11 protein-coding genes are annotated in these 23,440 nt (G+C 38.1%); 3 read left to right on the top strand and 8 right to left on the bottom strand.

Features of this window, described 5'->3' with window-relative positions; all coding sequences use genetic code 11:
• Positions 1–117: 117 nt before the first annotated feature.
• The 4 genes from QSE00_RS10600 to QSE00_RS10615 all read right to left on the bottom strand — a co-directional run bounded on the left by QSE00_RS10600 (position 118) and on the right by QSE00_RS10615 (position 5,882).
• Positions 118–1,323 carry a FecR family protein gene (locus tag QSE00_RS10600; protein ID WP_286105921.1) on the bottom strand — a complete coding sequence of 402 codons (1,206 nt, stop codon included), beginning with the start codon at positions 1,321–1,323 and terminating at the stop codon, positions 118–120.
• A 188-nt stretch (positions 1,324–1,511) separates the two neighbouring features.
• Complete coding sequence (locus tag QSE00_RS10605) at positions 1,512–2,108, bottom strand: RNA polymerase sigma factor (RefSeq protein ID WP_110355488.1); 597 nt, start codon at positions 2,106–2,108, stop codon at positions 1,512–1,514.
• 512 nt (positions 2,109–2,620) lie between these two features.
• Positions 2,621–4,111, bottom strand: coding sequence for a potassium/proton antiporter (locus QSE00_RS10610; RefSeq protein WP_286105922.1), 1,491 nt, complete (start codon positions 4,109–4,111; stop codon positions 2,621–2,623).
• A gap of 631 nt (positions 4,112–4,742) precedes the next feature.
• Positions 4,743–5,882: a glycerate kinase gene (locus QSE00_RS10615; RefSeq protein WP_286105923.1), complete on the bottom strand. Its 1,140-nt coding sequence runs from the start codon at positions 5,880–5,882 to the stop codon at positions 4,743–4,745.
• 1,287 nt (positions 5,883–7,169) lie between these two features.
• Here QSE00_RS10615 and QSE00_RS10620 point away from each other — a divergent pair.
• Positions 7,170–8,426, top strand: a complete 1,257-nt coding sequence (locus tag QSE00_RS10620) for a tyrosine-type recombinase/integrase (RefSeq protein WP_286105924.1) — start codon at positions 7,170–7,172, stop codon at positions 8,424–8,426.
• Positions 8,427–8,450: 24 nt separating this feature from the next.
• Here the strand turns inward: QSE00_RS10620 and QSE00_RS10625 are convergent, their stop codons facing one another.
• The 4 genes from QSE00_RS10625 to QSE00_RS10640 all read right to left on the bottom strand — a co-directional run bounded on the left by QSE00_RS10625 (position 8,451) and on the right by QSE00_RS10640 (position 18,121).
• Complete coding sequence (locus tag QSE00_RS10625) at positions 8,451–9,773, bottom strand: APC family permease (RefSeq protein ID WP_286105925.1); 1,323 nt, start codon at positions 9,771–9,773, stop codon at positions 8,451–8,453.
• 129 nt (positions 9,774–9,902) lie between these two features.
• Positions 9,903–13,037: a beta-galactosidase, LacZ type gene (gene lacZ / locus QSE00_RS10630; RefSeq protein WP_286105926.1), complete on the bottom strand. Its 3,135-nt coding sequence runs from the start codon at positions 13,035–13,037 to the stop codon at positions 9,903–9,905.
• A 21-nt stretch (positions 13,038–13,058) separates the two neighbouring features.
• Positions 13,059–16,088: an aminotransferase class III-fold pyridoxal phosphate-dependent enzyme gene (locus tag QSE00_RS10635; protein WP_286105927.1), complete on the bottom strand. Its 3,030-nt coding sequence runs from the start codon at positions 16,086–16,088 to the stop codon at positions 13,059–13,061.
• An 11-nt stretch (positions 16,089–16,099) separates the two neighbouring features.
• Positions 16,100–18,121 (bottom strand): MGH1-like glycoside hydrolase domain-containing protein, encoded by a 2,022-nt coding sequence (locus tag QSE00_RS10640; protein WP_286105928.1) that lies wholly within the window; start codon positions 18,119–18,121, stop codon positions 16,100–16,102.
• Between the two features lie 246 nt (positions 18,122–18,367).
• Here QSE00_RS10640 and QSE00_RS10645 point away from each other — a divergent pair, with 246 nt between their 5' ends.
• Together QSE00_RS10645 and QSE00_RS10650 are read left to right on the top strand one after the other, a co-directional pair.
• Entirely contained in the window at positions 18,368–20,062 is a 1,695-nt protein-coding gene (locus QSE00_RS10645; RefSeq protein WP_286105929.1) for a transcriptional regulator, read from the top strand.
• A 297-nt stretch (positions 20,063–20,359) separates the two neighbouring features.
• A complete protein-coding gene (locus QSE00_RS10650; protein WP_286105930.1) occupies positions 20,360–23,437 on the top strand; it encodes a SusC/RagA family TonB-linked outer membrane protein in 3,078 nt (1,025 codons plus the stop codon).
• Positions 23,438–23,440 lie beyond the last annotated feature (3 nt).

Here is a 23,440-nt window from a genome sequence, read left to right on the forward strand (position 1 = left end):
GGCAACATTTCCCGGATTTTTTTATCCTAAATTCTAATTTAGAATGGTGAAATCCAATATTCTGTTTTTTTGAATTTTAGTTTCTCCGTTTTATATCATAGGCATTCCATATTAGATTTAATGAATTGTTATTTCTTTACCATTAATGGTGAAATCCAGATTGTAAATAGATCTAAAATATTCCATGACTTTTTCAATTGGCGCATTCTTAAAACTTGCATTGAACTTTTCTTGGTTTATGTCAAGGTTGTTGTTCGTAATGGTAACATTGTAGTTGCGCTCCATTTTCTTAAGGATATTCTCAAAGGTCATATTTCTAAAAACCAATTCCCCGGTCATCCATGAGGTGTATAAACCGGTAATTACCTCTTGTGAATCAATTAAATTACGCTGTTTGTCAAAGCTGCCCTTATTTCCAGGTGTTAGTAAAAAACTATCACGGTGAAACTCCTCACTTTTGTTATACAAACCAACGGAACCCTCGACCAATACAACTTCTGTCAGCTCATCCTCTTCGTAGGCAGATACATTGAACTTGGTTCCCAGGACCCTTATATTTAAATCGCCCGAATTAATAATGAACGGATTATTACGGTCTTTGGCAACATCAAAAAAAGCTTCTCCTTTCAAAAAAACCTGTCGATCCTGACCAGGAATAAATTGAACTGGATATCTCAATGATGTCCCTGCGTTTAAATGTACTTTGGAACCATCGGATAATACAAGTTCAAATTTCTTACCAAAAGGGACATTCAGGGTATTGTAGGTTAATTCTTTTGATAATGTACTGCCGTTATACGACAGTTGATTTCCTTTCTGTTGGCCAACAATATTTCCTTTATTGTCCAATACTTCAGAGGTTCCATCTTCAGCAATGACTTCAATTTCTCCGTTCTGAAGTTTCAGGGTTACCACTTCCGATTCTTGGAAATTGTAGCTTGGGGATTCCTGTACTACACTGTTGGTCTGACTGTTATGTAGGATAGACTGAAAATGATAAAAATAAAAAATTGCAGCAAGCCCAATAACAGTTGCTACTACAGCAGTATACCTTAAAATCGATTTTCTTTTTGAATGGGAATTACCAATAGCTTTTTCTTGTTGGCTGCTAATGGTCAATATATCCTGAAATATCTTGTCAGCGGATTCTTTGTCCATTGATTCCAATGGCTCCAATTTGGTTATTAGACTTTCCAATTCGGGCAAATCTATTGGGTATTCGGCTTTTTGGAAATAGACAATTAAACGGTCCATTTCTTCAGCACTGCATTGGTTCAATGCAAATTTTTGAAGTAAAGCTTTTATCTCTTTGTTATGGATCATTGATGTGTTAACAAGTGGGTCTTCGTATATAATACAATCACAATAAGGAAAAGTACTAGTCCCTATTCACTTTTTTTTAAATAATACTATACTACTGCCAAAATGTGATGGTATTTTGGTACAGGAGTCATAAAAAAACGGTTGAAAACAGGATTCTCGAAGTATAGGAGAACCAACTGTTGGGTATATTAGGCCAATAAGAAAAAAAAGAGACCGATCATTAAGGTGAAATTGCCATTTACTTCCAAATAAGTCCTTAGTGAATCCAAGGACTTGCTCATGTGGTTTTTAACCGTACTTAAGGATATACTAAGCTCCGAACTAATTTCTTGGTAACTTTTATCCTCCTCACGAGACATGGTAAATATTAGTTTTCTCTTTGGAGAAAGTCTGTCAATGGCTATTTTACGCATTAGTTCATATTCCTCTTCCAATATTTTAGTTTCAATTGGGTTGTAAGTCTCCTTCGGTTTGTAGAAAATTTCATCCCTAAGAGTTCTATCACAAGCCGCCTTCTTTAGAAAATTGAAGGACAGATTTCTGGTAATGGTAAAAACATATGATTTGAAGGACATATCAGGGTTAATCGTATTCCTGTTGAGCCAAATCCTTAAGAATACTTCCTGAACAATTTCTTTGGCATTGGCAGATGACTTGAGCAGGCTAAAGCTATAGGCGTAAATACTTGGTCTGTACGTATCATAAAGGCTCCTAAAAGCTTTTTCATTGCCTTGGGAAAGTTCAATGACCAATAATTTTTCAGATATATTTCCTTTAAAAAGCATAAGCTTTAGTATTGTTAATATCTTATTACCAGTGAAATTATTTTAACGGTAACGCCTTCGACAATTTCAATTCCTATGCGTAAAACTAATAAATATCATCGCCGATTATTAAAGGTTCTTCATTGATAACGAATATTTTATATTGGCCTTACAGTTTCCTAACATCGTTATAAAAAACCTTAAATTTTGAAATTGAAATCAATGAACTTAAAGAGTTTTTGGTTGAATTCTGCAGTTAATATACAAATTAATTTGACCTATAGTAAAAAATATTGCCAAAAAATTAAGAAAAAGGAATGCAGGAAAGCATATACCCTTAATGTTTGCCAAGTAAAGAAACAGGAGAGTGATACGGTTTTTTTTAATAGAAGACTATAGGTATTAATTTTCGATTGAGCTCAACTACCCTCCCGTTAATTAAAAAGAAAAAGGGTTTTAAACTTCTAAATAGTTGGGTCCAAAATAGGCATGCAGATGTTTTAAAACAAAAGTCGAATTAATACTACTATTTGTTAACTCTCCATTTTCTTTTGGCTTTCCTTACTTATTTTAAGTGTTTTGTAGACCTCGTCTATTATTTTTTGTTGATCGGCAAGAACAATTAAGGTATCCTCGCTTTCAATTTTGGTGGATCCGTTTGGGGTAATGTATTTGTCCCCTCTTTGAATCATTGCAATTATGGCATTTTTGGGAAAGCCCAAATCAACAATTTTTTTGTTGGTTGCATAGCAATCACTGCCTACGGCAATTTCTCTCATTATTGTCTTAGGGTTTTCCGAAAACAGTAAATCGGTCGTTGTTAATCTCTTTGCCTTTTCTGGTATGGCAACTCCCAGCCATTTAGCTACTATGGATAGTGTAGTTCCTTGAATCAGAATAGAGGTTACGGAGATAAAGAATACGATATTAAAAATCATATTTGCTTTATCAATTCCCGCCAGCAAAGGGTAAGTAGCAAATACAATGGGTACTGCACCGCGTAAACCGACCCATGAAATATAAAATCGTCTTTTCATCCTCATTTTGAAAAAAATAAGACTAAGAAATACACTAACAGGTCTTGCTACTATAATTAGGAATAAGGAAATAAGCAGGCCTATTCCTATATACGGAACAATTTGTGAAGGAAATACCAACAAGCCCAAGGTTAAAAAGAGAACAATTTGCATTAACCAGGCCAGGCCATCGAACATTTTTAGAATAGTTTTCTTATGAATCAAATCTTGGTTGCCAAGATAAACAGCACATATATAGATGGCCAGAAATCCATTTCCCCCAACAAAGTCGGTTGCAGAAAATGTAATGAACATCAGTGCTATTGCCAAAACGGGATAAAGGCCTTCAAAGTCGAGTTTAATGCTATTGATTATATATTTACTCAGTTTTCCAAAACCGAATCCTGCCGCTCCCCCCAAAATCATTTGTTTCAAAAACAAAGGTATAATGGAGAATACGCTTTGATCCTGATGAATTACAAGTGTCAGGAAAGCGAGGGTCAATACATAGGCCATTGGGTCGTTACTACCGCTTTCCAATTCCAGGGTTGGTCTCAGATTGGTTTTTAAAGCCAGACTTTTTGACCGTAGAATGGAAAAAACGGCGGCCGCATCGGTGGAGGAGACAATGGACCCCAGCAACATACTTTCGTATATGGTAAAGTCGGTAATGAACCAAACAAAGGTTCCCAAGCATAGGGCAGTTAATAAAACTCCCAAGGTAGAAAGGACAAGGCCTTCCTTAATAATGGGCTTAACTGCCGCCCAGTTGGTGTCCAATCCCCCAGAGAACAAAATAAAGTTAAGGGACACTATTCCAATAAATTGGGCAATTTTGGGGTCGTCAAAGCGTATTCCCCCTATACCATCTGAACCAGCCAACATTCCAATGGCTAAAAAGAGTATTAGGGTAGGCACCCCAAATTTGTAGGAAGTCTTACCAACAATAATACTTATAAAAAGTAATATAGATCCAACTAAGACTATATTTTCTATGGTTAAATTCATTAGGCAAAACTACTATAGTCCGATTCAAAAATAAGCGTTCTTGTTATAAAATTTAAACTAAAATTCAATTTGTTTTGGCAAATTGGAAATCAAACACAAAACTACTGCAAGTCTTTAAAAAAGACCATGGCATTTACTTATACTAAAAAGGGATATCTTTTATCCCTTCATACTCACTTCCTTTAGGTTGATCTGTGTACATGAATAATAAAGAAATTGGAGTGTGATAATATTTGGTAAGATGTTGTATTCTAAAGTTTTACCCTTTTTGTTTTAACCTCTTATTGGCCTACTGATCGGGGAAACCCAACGTATTTTAAATTGTTGTCGGAAGTGGAAACGACTATTATTTTAATAACCAACTATCTGAAAAGGATACGTTAAACAGACTTAACCAAGCCAACATCTAGCATGGAGGGCATTGGGGCAATTTCATTACTTCCTATATGTGCCATTACAATACTGGCTCTTGACGATTTTTTATTGGCACCGCCAAAGGGTATAATACCCCGAGGCTTGCCTCGAAAATTAAAGTTTACTTCCTACAAATGCCTCGTGGGCTTGCCCTGAGTTTTAATACCTTTTATTTGGGTTCGATACCCATTTTAATTCCATTGAAAATCTTTGGCCCTTAAGATTTGTTAAAACATTTTATAGTCAACATTATATTTTTGGCACAGTCCTGAATTAGCCCTGGGGCCTGATCCATTGCCTCCTTCAACGCCATGGGTCTATTCACAATGGAGTAGACCGCGCTGACACCAATATCGTACAGACCTTCGATTCCTTCACCAATTTTACCCGTGACCACAATTACCGGGACTTCATGTTTTTGGGCCATTAGGGCAATCCCCGATATCGTTTTTCCGTGCAGGGTCTGCTCATCTATCTTTCCTTCCCCGGTAAAGACCAGATCGGCCCGTTTTATTGTTTCCTCCACTTTTAAGGTCTGAAGTATTAATTCTATCCCATTTACCAGTTTGCCATTTAAAAAGGCCAGGAGTCCGGCCCCTGTACCACCGGCAGCTCCTGCTCCAGGAGTCTTGGAAATATCCATACCAAGCGTGTCCTTGATCTTATTGGCATAATGACCTAGGTTTGTGTCCAATAACTCCAAGTCCTTCCTACTACCGCCTTTTTGGCCACCATAAACCATGGATGCACCATGCGCACCGGTAAGGGGATTGGAAACATCACAGGCCACGACTACCTCACAATTTTGGATTCTTGTATCAAAATTGGATAGATCCATAGTGTACAGCTCCCTTAGATTTCCGCCACCTTCTTTAATTTCCATTCCTTTATCGTTGAGGAATTTGCCGCCCAATGCCCTGACCATTCCCACTCCCCCGTCATTGGTAGCACTGCCGCCAATGCCGATAACGATCTTGGTACAGCCCCTGTCAAGGGCATCCCGGATCAATTGGCCCGTACCAAAGGTTGAAGTCAGTAATGGGTTCTTTTCGTGTTCCTTGAGCAATTCCAGTCCAGAGGCCTTGGCCATCTCGATAACGGCAGTTTTGCTATCGTTTAAAATCCCATATTCAGCTTTTATGGGCCTCATCAGGGGATCCAAAACGGAAATCGCAATTCGTTGGCCGCCAACCCCGTTCAAAAGAGCTTCAAGTACGCCTTCCCCTCCATCGGAAATAGGGATTTCGAAGATTTCGGCATTCGGAGCTACCTTTCTGATTCCCACAGCTATATTGGCAGCCACTTCTTGGGCCGATAAACACTCCTTAAAAGAATCAGGGGCTATTACGATTTTCATTTTAACTTGATTTCAATTGTATAGCACTAAAATGATTCACAGGTGAATATTTTCAATTTGACCTCCATACCACTTATCCATTATTGATACGAGTAGTCTATTTTGAAGAGATAGTAATTTCATAAACATCCTGAACCAATAGACAACATTATAACCGTGACCTTATCCCAAACCTAGAACATACCATTAACGTTTACTATCTAATAACGATGAGTGCCACAAAACACTAATTTACACTTTAAACAGTTCATATACATATATTTGGAGACACATATAAAACAGCTACCAAAAAATATTCCCAGTACATCCCTGAACAAACACTGGCTGCACCATGAGTACAATGCCGAAACAAATATTATAAATTTTCAATTCAAAAGTATTCTATATTTAACCCAAAACTGACTATTTTATACCATATAATAAACTTTAAAACCCAGGTGAATCGCACAAAACAAGTATTACCTGTTTAGCATGGACAACGGATCAATCCCAAAAGTTGTGTGTGAATTACAAAAAAATATAATTTACTATTTTAAGTTTGTGTCCTGTTCATTTATTGCATCGCCCAAATGCGTAGCATTCATGAATACCATTAAAAATCAATAGACCAGCCGATGAATAAAAAACGACCAGGGCCGAATAACCAAGGTACGGTGTACCTTGGTTAGGAGGAGCCAGCTGTAGCCATGGCTAGGCTGATTTTAAATTTCTTTAAATCTACGCACTTTCCACGGCCCCAGCGTCCAATATGAAAACCACTTAATTAATACGAAATCGAAGATTTACGAAAACCTATAAAAAACAATAATAACCAATTAAGTAAATTAAAAATAGGCCGTTTCTTTATTCCATCCACACTAACATAGTGTCGATAAAGTCAGGAATACGGAATACTTCTTATATCGCTTGATTAAATTATATTCTTAAAATGGTAAAAACCCAGATTTCGGACTTGATCCAGTGTAAGCTTGAACTAAATTTAATAAATAAAAAATAATATTGTTGTACCTATGTTGTACCCGTAAAAAAGAAAAAGCTTTCCAATTTCTTGAAAAGCTTATCTTTGTTACTGTGGGCCCTACTGGGTTCGAACCAGTGACCCCCTGCTTGTAAGACTTTGATTTCGAGTTTTAAACGTAAATAAAACACTTTATAAATTACTCATTTTAAATTAGTTAAGCTTATTTCAACAAAACTCCATATCATATAATATCATATGATTTCAAAAAAAAGTGTGCACAAAGTGAGCATTATTTTTTCCTAAATTTAAGTAAAATTAAGGAGAAAATGGCAAAGATTAGGTTGATATTGGACACCAGAAAATCGGTAAGAAGTTCGACCAATGGACTGTACCCTGTAGCCATCCGATTATTTCATAAAAAGGCAAGGATCATTCGCCTACCCTATCATTGTCCCAAATCAGGATGGGACGACCGGTATATGCGTATGAAAAAGTCCGCTTTCAAAAATAGCCACATGGATTGTGACAAGGCCAATGAAAAAATATATGACCAACTGCACACGGCCCACAAACTTATCACCGATATAGGTGACAGTATCAACTCTATTGATGTCGATACACTAGTCCAGTACATACATCAAGCCTGGGACAAAAAAGTGGATACCAAAATACGGGACGATGTTGATAACGGTATTACCCTAGGGGAATGGGGAAAAGTGATCATTGACAGAAAACTATTGTCCAACAAACCCAGTACCGCATCCTGGTATGCAGGTGCCATTAGAACCCTTACCAAATTCAACAAGGGAAAAGACCTGCGCCTGAACCAGATTACAGTGACCTTTTTGACAAATTTCCAAACGGCACAAGAGGCAAAAGGCAACTCCAAAAATGGGGTAAGTGCCTATTTGAGGGCCATAAGGGCCGTATACAACAGTGCTATTAGGGAAGACCAATTTTACACGAAAAAAAACCCTTTCGACCATTATAAAATACCAACTTCTAGACGAACCAAAAAAAAGGCCGTGGAAAAAGTCGATTTTATAAAAATCAGGGATGTAAACTATGCCCAGGGCAGTCCCGTATGGCATGCCAAAAATTATGCCCTGGTCATGTTCAACTGCAGGGGGATGAATTTTGTTGATCTGGTAAAACTAAAGTTAAGCGACATACACCAAGACCGCATATTCTATGGCCGTAGCAAGACCGGTGACCAGTTATCCGTCCGCATAACCGAAGAACTTTCGGAAATATTGGGTCATTACACCAAGTACAAGACAATGGACGACTACTTGTTCCCAGCAAATTATGATGGTAGTACAAAGCATTATGAAAAATACAAGACCCTCAGACGAAGGATGAACGGCCACCTCAAGACCATTGCCAAGGATGCGGGCATAGAAGAAAATTTCACCACCTATACCATACGCCATTCTTGGGCCACCATTGCCAAATATATGGGAATACCCACAGAGGTAATCAGCGAAGGACTTGGCCACAATTCCCTTAAAACGACCCAGATCTATTTACGGAGTTTCACCAACCACGTTTTGGACGAGGCGAATGAGCTTGTGGTTTCTTAAAAATGGTTATAAAAATGACCTCTTTTATTTCTCTTCTCGATTATGCCTTACCACATTAATTAAATAATAGATTATGGATAATACTCCAATAAAAGTACCAATGGCAATCAATTCATTAAATGACAGATTGGATAGAAAGAATAAAATAACCAGAACAGCCATAATTGGGACAAGATATCCTCCAGGGATTCTAAATGAGTCTTTGGACAATTCGGACTCTTCCTTATTTTCCTTTTTTCTCAATTTTATCACAGCGATTGCCACTCCCAAATAAATAAGTAAAATAGAGGCACTTGATAGAATTGCCAATTGCTTGAATCCACCTAATGAAGCAAATAAAAAGCACAGTCCAACATAAATTATAATTGACACATATGGCGTAGAAAACTTCTTGTGAACTCGAGATGCAATTTCAATTGGAATTACTTTGTCCTTTGCGGCCCGATATAGCATCCTTGGCATACTCAATATTTCACTACTCAAATTTCCGAACATGGACACTACAGCTCCAATGGTAATTAAAGTAAACCCTATTGGTCCAAAAATCTTGCTTGCCACCTCGCCCAATGGATTTTCTTTGAAACTGGCCAATGTTTCCCCCAATACTCCCTGGGCAGCAGTTTGGATCATTATATAAATTAGCAAGACCACCGTAATACTTATCATTATGGCCCTTGGTATAGTTTTATTGGGTTTCCTTACCTCGCCACTTACCGAAAGACCAGATTCCGCACCTTGGAAAGCAAAAAATAGTATCAAGGATACTTCTCCAACATCCATAACCGTAGGGGTAAAATCCCACACCAGATTTACAATGTCGACTTCCGACCATGCCAAAAAAATCAACACCATTAAAGGGGCAATTTTAGAAATGGTAATTAATTTCACCAATCTTATTCCTTCCTTGACCCCAATTACATTAATGTATCCTAGGCCTGAAAAAAGACAAAGAAAGAAAACCGTATTAATAATTCCTCCCTTAAAAAAAGGATTGATAGAACCCATAATATCAACAATAGTATTGGCGACTGCTGCATCTGCGGATATAGTTGCTACTAAAAAAAGAACAGCCGCAATAAAACCGAAATACTTGCCAAAGGCTCCTTCAATATAGGCATACGCCCCGCCTGTATCGGTTATTTTACTTCCAATTTCAGCAAAACAGAGCATGACCAAAGAAATTAATAATCCGCAAAAAAGGTAGGCCAGTACACTGGCTGAACCAAGACCCGCAGCCACAATGGACGGTAAAACAAATATTCCAGCACCAATCATTATATTGATCAAATTGGCACTAAGGCCCCAAATACCTATATTTCTTTTTAACTCCTCTTCCTTTTCAATCATTCTAAATTATTTAATAATATGATCATCCCCCATTGCCAATACATACTTGAAGTCTCTTCAAGTATGCCAAAAAATCGTGGATACCAACGATTTTCCATATCAATAAGCAGCTTAATATGATACTCTTACCTACCTTAGGGTTGGTTCAATAGAAAACGAATAGTTATATGGCATGGGGTGAATCGTATATTCGTCGTGTACCATATTTCCCCATGAATTATCGCCTCCGACTCCCATTTGCATTAAATCCACATTCCACTGTACTGTCTCTCCGATTCTAATATCGGCCCCATGCCTTTTTGTAACTGGAACTAGACCAGATGCCGAAATCCCGGCCTGATCCTTATTGAAGTCGATTTCCTTCATCGTAAAGGGCCAAACACTGGAATTCAACAGCACATTACTTTTTAAATTTAGCGTCAAATCACTTGAAGAAACGTTCATCCAACGAACATCAGTTTTATTTCCAGTTTCTTGCGGTCTCATATATCTATGAAACTGATCTATCACCTTTCCGTTATAAATCCCTATTTTAACTCCGGTCTTCCTATCCCAGTAACTCTCAGTAGGACCCTTGCCGTACCAAGAAACATCACTAAAATCCTTAGGTAGCGTCAGATACATTCCTAACCTTGGAATATTGGGAAGATTTTTTAGATTGGGCTCAAAGTGATAATCAATTGTCAAAATTCCTCCATTGGAAATTTCATAATCAACTACTACCTCGGCTACCTTGTTTGGAAGAGAATAGGCAACCCTATATACAACCCCTATATGTGATTGTGACGGTCGCCCTACCAACTCGGCAGAATAGTTATAGCTGGCATCCTGCCATATTTCTGCCCATTTATCCATTCCGTTCCCTAAATCATTATCGGTTGGAGGTCTCCAGAAATTAGGACGAATAGGTTGGTCCGTAATTTTCTTTCCCATAAATGTCCATAAAGTAATTTCTCCACTATTCCCGTTAATCATAAGATTAACATTATCGTTTGCTATTTCGATGGTTTCCCCAGTAGACTTCATGTTTAAAATAGGGCCCTTTGTAATTGGCTTTGAAACATATGCTCCTTTATGAAGCACAAATTGATCCCAGGCCAACTCATATCCTTGTGGTATTAAGGCCGAATTATTTTTTTGAACAAGGCTTACTTCGAGTATGTATTCCCTATTTGAATCATTGAAATCAGGAAAATTTTTAATTTGAATTTTACTATATTCCTGGGGGCCTACTTCCAACATTTTTACTGAACTTTGGAATACCTCTACCCCATCTTTTAATACCTTAATATTTAGTTCCTTATCTGAAAAATCTGCAAAGAAGTTTTTATTCTCAATCCCAATAGTTCCATTACCCAAATATCTAAACTGAACCGGTTCATATACCTTTTTCACTTCAGAAAGATGTGGATGTGGATTGCGGAAAGGATCCACCAGTCCATTGTTTAAAAAATTTCCATCCGTTGGTAAATCAGGGTGATAATCATGACCATATGCAAAATAGGGTTTGCCATCCTTATCTTTAAGTTCCAGACTCTGATCTACCCAATCCCAAATGAACCCTCCTTGTAGGTTGGGGTATTTTTCGATAATATCCCAATAATCCTGTAAATTTCCCACAGAATTGCCCATGGCGTGTGCATATTCTATCATTATTGATGGCTTGTCCGAATCCGAATTTCCATGTTCGATAAGATATTCGGGTTTAGGATACATTGGGCAGTACAGGTCTGTATAATCCTCCTTTCCAGCAGGCTCATATTGTACGATCCGGTTGTCGTCGTGACTTTTCAACCATTTGTAAGTAGATCTAAAAATTTCACCTTCCCCAGCTTCGTTGCCCAAGGACCAAGAATATATGGAGGGGTGGTTCCTATCGCGATAATACATCCTTTGGGTACGCATCATATGTGCAGGTAACCAACTCATTTCATTTCCTATCTGGGTTTTCTCGCTTATGGCCAATGGATGGCTTTCAATGTTGGCTTCGTCAACCACATATAATCCGTAAGTATCACATAGATCCAGCCAATAGGGATCGTTTGGGTAATGCGAACTGCGCACGGCATTGATATTATTTTGTTTCATGAGCATAATATCCTTTTCCATAGATGCCCTGGATACAACATGCCCTGTCAAGGGGTCGGTTTCATGCCTGTCCACACCTTTAATATAAATGGCCTTTCCGTTTAATAGAACTTGACTGTTCTTGATTTCCACCCTTTTAAAACCAATATTTCGTCTTATGTACTGATTGTTTTTTGGATTCTTGGGATCCTCCAATAAAATTGTTAGTTGGTACAAATTAGGAAGTTCCGCCGACCATTTTTTTACATTCTCAATAACTGTTTCTGAATGAAAACTGATTTTCGAAGAGGCTGGAATTTGGATTGATTCTTCAGTTTTGTAGACAATCGACTTACCATCCAAAACCTCCAAGTGTAATGTCCTATTTACCAATTCTCCAGAATTGTTTTGAAGAAACACGGTATCCTTAAATATCCCATGGGTATAAGTGTCATCTAAATTGGTATAGGCATAATAATCCATTATATGAACTTTTGGCCTGCTATACAGATAAACATCCCTTTCAATACCGCTAAGACGTAACATATCCTGACTTTCCAGATAACTGGCATCGCTCCACCTAAATAGTTGCACGGCAATCAGGTTTTTCCCAACATTTAGGTTTTTTGTAATGTTGAACTCCGCTGGTGTCTTACTACCTTGCGAATAACCCACATATTGGCCATTGACATATACGTACATGGCAGATTTGGCACCAGCAAAATGTAGAATAATATCTTCAGCTAGAAATTCATTGGTAAGCCAAATTTCTTTGCGATAGGTACCTACAGGATTGTAATCTGTGGGTACATTTGGCCATTTGGTATTAAAGGGATAACGTTCGTCCAAATATATGGGATGGTCATAGCCTTCCACTTCCCAATTGGCAGGAACTTGGATTGTGTCCCAATCACTATCATCAAAATTTACATTTTGAAAAGTTGTGGGTCTCTGTTTGGGGTCTTTTACAAAATTGAATTTCCAGTCTCCATTTAAATTCAAAAAGCGCGTCGAGTTTTCCTTATCGGGTTTCATCTTAGTTTCGAGACCAAAAAAAGTAGCTCTCGGGGGTAATTTGTTTTCCTCAAAAATCTGATGATTGTAATGGTTTACCTGCTCTGGAACAGAGGTCAATTCTTTTTGTCTGCAGCTCAAAAAATTAAGAACAAGAGGAAATATTAGAAGTTGTAATCTCATCAATAATATAGTATCAAAAAATTAATAGGTTAACATAAAATCTTCAGCAAGGATTCCCTTGAGATAAAAAATAAGTTCCTCGGCATTTTCCTGGGAAAAGACCAGAGGGGGTTTAATTTTAAGAACATTGTGGTCAGGTCCATCGGTGCTCATAAGGATACCGTGATCTTTCATTCGGTTGGCCAAATAATCGGTCTGGGCCGCCAAAGGCTCCATTTTTTCATCCACCAACTCTATCCCCAAGAATAGACCCTGCCCCCTTACATCCCCAATAATTGGGAAATCCTTTGAAAGCTTATTTAACTGCTGCTTCAAATAGGTCCCCACCGCCAAGGCATGTGCCTGTAGCTTCTCCCGTTTTACCACCCTTAGAACCTCGGCACCAATGGCACAGGAGACCGGATTGCCCCCAAAAGTGTTGAAATACTCCATACCATTGGCAAATTTTTCCGCAACTTCCTGGGTACAGGCCACCGCAGCCAAGGGATGCCCGTTGCCAAGCGGTTTCCCTATGGTAACGATATCGGGAATTACCCCGTGCAATTGGAAGCCCCAAAAGGTACTGCCCATACGACCGCAACCCACTTGCACCTCATCAGAGATACAGAGTCCGCCCGCTTCCTTCACGTATTGATAGGCCTTGGCCAAGAATCCTTCCGGTAATTCTATCTGCCCCCCACAGCTAATGATTGGCTCTATGATAAAACCGCCTACTCCCCTGCCCTTTGCATGAATCCTATCTATTTGCCCCTTCACCTCCTCTGCATATAGCCCGCCTGTACTTTCTCCGCGAAATTTTCCCCTAAAGGCATCGGGAAGGGGAAAAATATGGGTGTGTTCAGGGGCGCCCTTGCCTCCTTTGCCATCAAATTTGTAAGAACTGATATCGATGCACATATTGGTATTGCCATGGTAGCCCACCTCAGAGGCTATAATGTCCCGTTCACCGGTGGCCGCTTTTAGCATACGGATGGCCAACTCATTGGCCTCACTTCCCGAATTCACAAAATGGAGTACACTTAATTCCTGAGGTAGGGTCTCCAACAGTTCTTTGGCCAACTCATTGATGTTTTCATGCAGATAGCGACTATTGGTATTGATCAAGGCCATTTGCTCCTGCCCTGCCCTTACTACCGCTGGATGTTCGTGCCCCACATGGGCCACATTGTTTACGGTATCCAAGTATTTTCTTCCGTATTGGTCCATTAGGTACTGTCCTGCCCCCCGTACCATTTTAATGGGCACCTTGTACTGCAGGCTTAAACTTTTGCCCAAATGTTGTTTTCTAAATTCCTGGATGTCTGCATTGGAGATGGCTTGCCTTCTCTCCAATCCCTTGGTTTTAAACAAAAGATTGGGATCTGGACATAGGCTCTTCCATACGGCAATCTGGTCGTGATACGCTACTCCTGGATAATCGATCTTATACTGCAGCATGGACAGCATAATCTGAAAATGCAGATGTGGGGCCCAATTACCGTTCTCAGGCCAATTCCCCAAAACCCCAATAACATCGCCCGATTTTATGATAGTTCCAATTGCATGGCTAGTAGCACTAGCCACTGTTAAATGTCCGTAAAGCGTATAAAACTCCAGCCCCTCCACCAGATGTTTCAATATCACCAATCCACCGTATTCCTTGTCCCCCTCATCATTTACAGCCGTAACCACTTCCCCATCAAAAAGTGCATGCACGGCAGTACTGGCCGGCAACCAAAAATCCACTCCCAAATGAATACTTCTGCTCTCCCTCCCATTATTTCCTATTTTATCATAGGAGGAGGTGGTATAAATGGGTCTGGGTTCCAGATACCCTCCGGCCAATATTTTGGAAGGATATTCCCCCTGCAACTTGTTGAGTTTATATTGAAAATAATCCAGGTCGTTAAAGTCCTTTTCATGCCCCAACCATTTACTGGAAACGCTCAGATCCAGGGCATGGACTTCATTATAGCCCTTATCAGGGAAAAGCCTATCCAGCGAAAAGGTTTTGCCTTGTGACCAAACCCTGAATTTTTCCTCAGAGGGATGGGCGGTATACCCACAGGTCTCCCTAAAACTATAGTGTGCAAAATCGGCATTGATATCCTTCCATTTCCGCAATAACTCCCATGCCGGTTTTTCACTGATCAAAAGATAGGTATTGTCCGGTTCCTTCTTCTTATTGATGGCCGATTTGGTTACCGATATCACCAAACGCATGGCAATGGCGGTATACAAATGTTCCAACTCCTTTTCCTCTAAGGGGAAAGAATTATGATAGCCCTTAACAATAGGCAAAGCTGCCTTTAGGGGATCATTATGGTGCATAATGGCATAGGCGCAGGCCACGGCCAGGTCGTTAACAATCTGCGTATATACCGAATCCCCGAAATCTATGGCAGTGACCACTTTGGGATCGATAAGGTCTTGGGAAACGATTACATTATTATCGTTGGCGTCATTATGTACCACTGCCTTGCGCAACTGGGAATAACGGGGCAGTGCCTCTTTAAATTGATCCTGAAAATGGGAGATGACTTCTTTGTCCCCATTCTTAAAAAAGTCAAGATATTCTGTGGTCCAATTTCCCTGGCTTATGTCCCAGACGAATTCCCGATGGGCCTGGGGATGATCAAAACCCTGCAAGGCAGCTGTTAGCCTTCCACAATGTGCTCCCAAGCTGAAGCGAAGATTGTCCAATTGGGGGTTCACCCCACTCCAGACCCTGCCGGCTATCCAAGACAACAAGCGCACTTTCCTAATACGACCTGATGCGTCCTTAGTTTCCGAAATCAAACTTCCATTTTTATCCGGAACGACCTGAGGAGACGTTAGATCCTTGGCGTGTTCGCTGGCGTAGAGAAGCAATTTCTGCTGAAAGTCCAAATAATCCTCGTTCTCGTCAGGTCGGGAGACTTTCAAGATATACTGCTGTCCATCAGATGCATCGATCTTAAAATTAAAATCGATCTCCCCGGGAAGTGTTTTTGCACTACCTTGAATATTAAAGCTTTCAGCGGCAATTTTTATGGCCTGATCTGCAGTTATTATAATCTTGCTATATTCCATTGATATTTTTTTTAGTCCTCAGTCAACATCAATATAATATGTGCCGCACTCCAACTAAAGTTATGGGCCTCCCTACCCTCCCCTGTGATCGGATGATAATTTTCCCTAATGGATTTTCCTTTTTCCAAAAGTCCATCAGCACCTTCCATTATTTGGATTGTAGCCTTGTCCGCTTCCAGATCATATCCGTAATTCCGAAGTCCCTTTATTCCGAAATAGGCCTGATCTAGCCAGTTTGGTCCACGCCAATACCCATTTAGAGGGTCAAATTTAGGGTGGTCTATGGACATGGTCTGAAAAGGGACTTTGGAGAAAAACTTTTGTTCATCCATCATCTTGGTTTTTACAGCTTCCGCTTGTTCAGGGGAAGCAGCCTTCGCCCATAAGGCAGTCCAACCTTCACTTCCAGCACCCTTTATAAATTGGGTACCCTCTAAATTGGTATCGTAAAACCATCCTTCCTCCTTGTCATAAAATTGGTCCTGAACCAACCGTTTCAACTTCTTAGCATTGGATTTAAGTTCATCTGACTCCGCTTTTTTACCTAATCTCTCGGCCAAATAGGCCAAATACAATTTTTCAGCATATAAATAGGCATTCAAGTCTACACTTTCTTGATTCAGGGAATATGCCCCTTCCGAATTTTTTAAAATTTCAGAGGAATCAAAACGTATGGCATTGTCCATTCCACTTTCCCATTTGGCAGCCAACACGGTACCGTCCGTAGATCCATATTCACATAAACCATCCTGGTCATGGTCCCGTTTGGCATACCACCAATTATGGTACTTTATCAGCTGGGGGTACATTTCTTTAGCAAAATTAATATCTCTGTCCTTCTGCAGAATTTGGACTACAGCCCATGCGGCCAAAGGTGGCTTGGTATCCCTGTAATTGTGGTTTTCTATAGTTGTATCCCTATAGATGCAATCCAAAATAAATCCGTCGTCCGCCTGATAATCGAACATCGCCCTTATTTGATCCTTCGCGAGCTCAGGGGCGAATCGGGAAAGGCCCGCAGCGTGCTTCCAGGAATCCCATGACCAAAATCCATGGAACCATTCATAATGATAACTCGGAAACAATCCCTGATGGTTTAGTTCCCCAGCGGCTATCCGCCAATTGTTTTGAAGCGTAAGTTGGGCCTTGGCCAATACTCTAGCATATTTATTATCCTTAAACTGTGGCTTACTGTTTTCAATTAGTGTTTTTAGTTCATTGTTTTTTTCTTGTTTCCGAGTATTAAAAATTGAATCAAAATCCAAAATATTTATTATCTTCTTTTCTTCCTCCCAAGAGTATTCTGGAAAAATAAATGTTTGTGCGATTACAACTTCTTTGGTTTGGTTGGGTTTGAGTTCCAATACTTGAAGTTCAGTAGAAAAACCTTTTTCCAAATTATTGATAATTGTAGATTTTGGAAAAGTAATGACCCCCAAAGCAGTACTTATGTTTGAACTTATTTTGAGAACATTTCTTTGGGAAGACAACTTTAAACTATTAGTCAATAAAGGTTCATTTTTCCAATGATATGTTAATTGAATGATGCGTTGGTTCATATTTGTAAACTCATATTTAATCAGAGCAGTATGACCGTTTAAAAACAAAAGTGTTTCTTTTAATTCAACCCCATCTGCATAAAAAGTTTGTTCCAAATGGCTTGAATAGCTTTTCTGCTCTATTATGTTTTCCTTTTTAAAATTAATGAGATTACTGCCTATAGCAATTTTAATTGATGCTAAGGATTTACTTGACCAAACGCCATTTTGCTGTGTCATTAGAAAAGGCCCGGAAAAATCTGTCATAGTTCCTATCGAATCAGAATAACTATATGCGAACCACGATCCCTGGTCTGAAAACATTAAACCAGACCTGTCAACAGAATCCTTTGGAGTAAAATGGAAATCCAAAATATCTTCACTAAAGTTTAGATAATTGCTTTTGCCATCAGTGCTGACTTGCCCTATTGAACTATAACAGCTAACACCCAATACCAGTACCATAATATTCTTAACCATTTTATATAAATGCATATTTTCTTTGTTGGAAGTTTTCCTTTCTTATCCTGTCATTAATTTTCTCACAAAAAATTAGAGCAAATTTTCAATTATTTTTCCTCAATAACCCAAAAACTACCTTTACTTGACCTTTACTGGTCCCATTATTTGGACTTTATTAAAAAGGAGATTATCTTATAATTTAGATATTTGTAAATAGCATAATTCTTTCAACCACCTTTAGTAATAAACCCAGTTCTTTTTATTTATAAATCCTAGCACATGGAAAAATTGATAAAACCTATTTTAATTATACTTCTACTTATAGGTACTACTGTGCATTCCCAAACCAACATATGGGATGAAAATCCGAGCGACTCCCAAATAGAATTAGATAGCCTGTTAACTATTTTACCTTACACAAGCGGTAAGGTAAAAATACCTTTACTAAACAGAGTTGCTGAAATCTATTGGTCCATAGATCCCAACAAAACAATAGAATACGCCTATAAGGCTTTACAGTTATCAAAGGATGTCAATGACAAGGACCAAGAAGGCTTAGCCCTTATTAATCTTTGCCAAGGATATCTGTTCAATGATTTTTACGATAAGGCATTACAATATGGCCTGCAATCATTGGAGATCAGGAAAGGTTTGAACAACCTTTATGATCTGGCTTTTACCTTACGTACTTTAGGATGGTTATATTTCGATATTGGGTATTTCGACAAGGCTCTAGAATACCATACGGAAGCTTTAAAAATTCACGAAAAAATAGGCGACAGACAACGAATCGCATACAGCTATAACAGTTTGGGGTTAATCCATGAACGCAAGGGAGATTGTAATTTGGCATTATCATTTTTCAAAACTTCCCTAAATTTAAAAAAAGAGTTCAACAATAAGGACCGGATCGCAGAGACTATGAAGAACATGGGTATCTGCTATCGCAAAATAAATGAACCTGACTCGGCCAAAACATATTTAGAATCTTCGTTGGATATTTCAACTCAAATTAACGACGATCAAAATAAGGTACATATACTGAATGAACTTGCAATCGTAAATTTGGTATTAGGCAATTTTGACATATGTTACCGGCAATTAAAAGAATCCAAATCAATTATGGCTGGTATAATGGACAATAAGGAGTGGATAGTTGAAAATGATAGAATTATGTCCGATTATTTTTTGTCAAAACAAGATTATAAAGAGGCCTTAAATTATTATAAAAAATATTCAGAAGGATATTCAGAGATTTTTTCGAACAATAAAAGCGAAAAACTGACTGATATGAGGATTCGTTACGAGGATGAAAAAAGATTATCGGAAATTAAGCTATTGGAACAGCAGAGAAATTTAGAAGCCCAAAAAAGAAAATCGTTAGTTATCGGCTCACTATTATTAGTTATAATAGCAATTCTAATCATAGCATCATTGTGGAATAATATTAAAAAGAAGAAAGCGATTTATCAACAAAGTCAAAAACTGTCATTAGAAAAATTAAAAACACAATCCCTTTTGCAAGAAAATCTCGAACACAAATTGGAATTCCGCATGAAGGAACTAACAAATCTAGCGTTGTTTATATCCCAAAGAACATCCATTTACAAGGACCTTACAAATTCTTTTAAAAGTTTAAAGTCTACTGATATAAATCAATTAAAAAAGGATATTAATGCACTCATAAAAGAATACTCCTTTAAGTTTGATATTAACGAAGATATACAAAGGTTTCATACAAATGTTGAAACGCTACAAAGTGATTTTCTATTTAGAATTAAAGAAAAATACCCTCACCTCACCGATAAAGATATTCAACTAGCTGTTCAAGTAAAGCTTAAGCTCAGTTCAAAAGAAATAGCAAATATTAACAACATTTCTTTAAATTCTGTAGAAATAAGTAGGCATCGATTAAGAAAAAAACTAAACATCAACAAAAAAGATAGTCTTGTTAGTTTTCTTGAAAACATTTAATCTTTCTGATTAAAAAAATCATACTCCATCCTTCCAACGGCTTTTGTATTATTTCCTAATAGACATTTACCGAAGTATTAGATTTTCCTTCTAATGCAACCAGGGTATTTTTTTTGCAATTCAAATTTTCATGTAATTGTTAGTGATCACCAAAAAAATGGGGCCAATATGGACACTGTAAAGGTCAAGTAAAGGTGATTTATGAGGTTTTGTTCGACAATAAAACAATATTTGAAGACAATTAAACTCATACTGTATTTAACAATGTGAGCATACGGCTAACTAAAACCATTTAATATGAAAAAAAAACAATCGAAAATTCAAAAATGTCATCTTAGATGTCTGTTATTATTCCTTTTAATGTTTGTCTCATTTGGGTTCACCACTAAATCCTTTTCTCAGGAAAAAAAGGTAACCGGAACTATTACAGACATGGATGGGACACCACTTCCTGGCGCCTCTGTTACATTAAAAGAAAATCAAGCCCTTGGGGTACAGTCCGACTTTGACGGTAATTACTCCATCGATGTGGACGGTTCTGAAACTACTCTAATATTTAGGTATCTTGGTTTTGTAACCAAAGAAGTTGTTGTAGGCAATCAAACTGAAATCAATGTAGTTCTTGAAGAGGACGCACAAAGTTTAGACGAGGTGGTCTTGGTAGGTTATGGATCTCAAAAGAGAGAAGAAATAACCGCAGCGATAGCATCAGTTGATGTTGCCGAGCTGCAAAAAATACCCACCTCAAATATTGCATCATCATTGCAAGGCCAAGTAGCCGGAGTAAATGTTACTACCGCTTCTGGAGCACCAGGTAGTGAACCTGTAATACGAATTAGGGGATTGGGAACTATAGGAAACAATAACCCACTATTTGTTATTGATGGAATTCCCGGAGATTTATCCTATTTAAACCCTGCTGATATAGCTAACATAAGTATACTAAAAGATGCATCTGCTGCAACCATCTATGGCTCAAGAGCATCCAATGGCGTTGTTATTGTTACAACTAAAAGAGGTAAAAGTGGGGATCCCAAAGTATCTGTCAGTTCATATTTAAGTGCTCAATCTGTAAAAAAGAACATAAACATAGCCAATAGAGACCAGCATAATCAAATAAAACTGGATGCTTATACTAACGCTGGGGTATTGCCAGCACCTTATTTAACCAATGGTACGCAATACCCTGATTCTGATTGGGTAGATGCTTATTTAGATAATGCCCTAGAGCAAAAACATGATATTAGTATCTCTGGAGGGACCGACAAGGCTACCTATAATTTTTCGTCTGGATATTTTGAAAATACTGGGACAGTAATCAACACGAATTTTAATCGGCTAAGCACTCGTTTAAACATGGATTTCAACCTATTGGACGACCGTCTTAAAATTTCACCTGGATTGAGTTACACCCGAGAAAACACCAGGGGTATTTTTGAATTAACCGGTAACGGCAACGCCAGTTTTTCCCCATTTTTATACGTTTATCAACAATTGCCACACAAGTTAATTTACGACAACAATACGGCCAATGGATTTGCAACCCCAGAATCAGGTTTGGGTTCAGGAAATCCAATTGGAGAAACCGAGCTGAACGATCGTTTAGAACAGGACGATTATATGCAGTTTAATTTGTCCGCCGCTTTGAAAATAATGGAGGGGTTAACCTACAATTTTCAATATGGAGCTAATGTCGAGAATACGCATTTTTCATCTTTTTTACCAACTTACAATTTTGGTCCACAAGCAATTAATGAAAACACCATTTTGTCTGAAGAAAGATCAAGAACAACTGATTGGACTTTAGCAAATACCTTAAATTATCACAAAACATTTGGCAATCACGATATTGATTTATTATTAGGGATTTCCAGGGAGAAAAGTGAATTTAAATCCGTTGGCGGAAGAAATTCTCGATTGTCTTCTGATCAATTAAAAGCTTTAAGCGCGGGTATAGGTGATGAATCTTCTTATGGTCTCAATTCAACAAATACATTGCAATCCTATTTTAGTCGTCTAACATATGACTATAAAAATAAATACTTTTTACAAACAAGTATAAGAAGAGATGGGTCATCACGTTTTGCATCTGTAAATAAATATGGAAATTTTTACTCCGTGTCATTAGGTTGGGCAACTCATAATGAAGATTTTTTTCAATCAGAATTTATTACCCAGCTAAAACCAAGATTTAGTTACGGAACTTTAGGAAATCAATTGATTGGAGAACACTTATTCTTGGCCAGAATAGACACCGGAGGTCCACAATTAAATTATCCCTTTGGTGAAGGAATAAGTCAAAGTGTTTTGGTTGGAGCGATTGCCACATCCTTACCTACTCCCGATATCAAATGGGAAGAAACTGAAACGACGAATATAGGTGTTGATTTAGGATTTTTAAACAATAGTATTAAAACAACCTTCGACTATTTTGTATCAAAAACCACTGATATGCTAGTGAATGTTCCAATTCCTTCGACATCAGGAATTACAAACTTCCCTTTAACTAATGGGGGCAGCCTAACAAATAAAGGATGGGGCATATCAACTACATATAACAGTCCTATGGATAAAGCGTTAACTTTTGATATTACAGCCAATATTAGTAGTTCAAAAAATAAGGTGACAAAATTAGGTGTTGCCAATGAATCTTTTACCGATGGATATGTCGAATACCTAAACTTCCCCACTACCCGAACAGAAGTAGGAAGTGAAATTGGCCGTTTCTATTTGTTCCGTCATGAGGGTATATTCCAAAATCAAGCAGAAATAGATGCCCATGCCATTCAACCAAATGCCGTTCCTGGCGACGCTCGATTTGCAGATTTAAGTGGCGATGGTACTTTAGGTGATGATGATAAGGAATTCATGGGAAGTGGAAATCCTGATTTTGAATATGGACTTACATTTAATACGGCTTATAAAAATTTTGATCTTAGCTTATTCTTTCAAGGAACTCAAGGCAACAAAATTTTTAATGGTGTAAATTTATTTTTATATAGAACTGACAGACAGAATATGTCTGCAGATTTGGTTAATGCTTGGACGCCTCAAAACACTGATAGCAAAATTCCTCGAAATGTATTTGGGGACCCAAATAACAATATTCGATCTTCAAATTTCTTTTTGGAAGACGGCTCCTATTTTAGATTAAAAAATGTACAAATTGGATATTCATTAACTCCGGATATCGTGCAGAAATTCAAATTGTCCAAAGTTCGTTTTTATATTACTGCGAATAATGTATTTACAATCACCAAATATTCAGGATTCGATCCCGCATTAGGAACAAATGGAACTTTTTCCAAAGGTGTTGACAGAGGATTTTATCCGTTGTCAAAGTCATTAATATTGGGCGTAAACTTATCTCTATAAAAA

Source organism: Arenibacter flavimaris, assembly GCF_030291335.1.
In the GTDB taxonomy this organism is placed as follows: Bacteria; Bacteroidota; Bacteroidia; order Flavobacteriales; family Flavobacteriaceae; genus Arenibacter.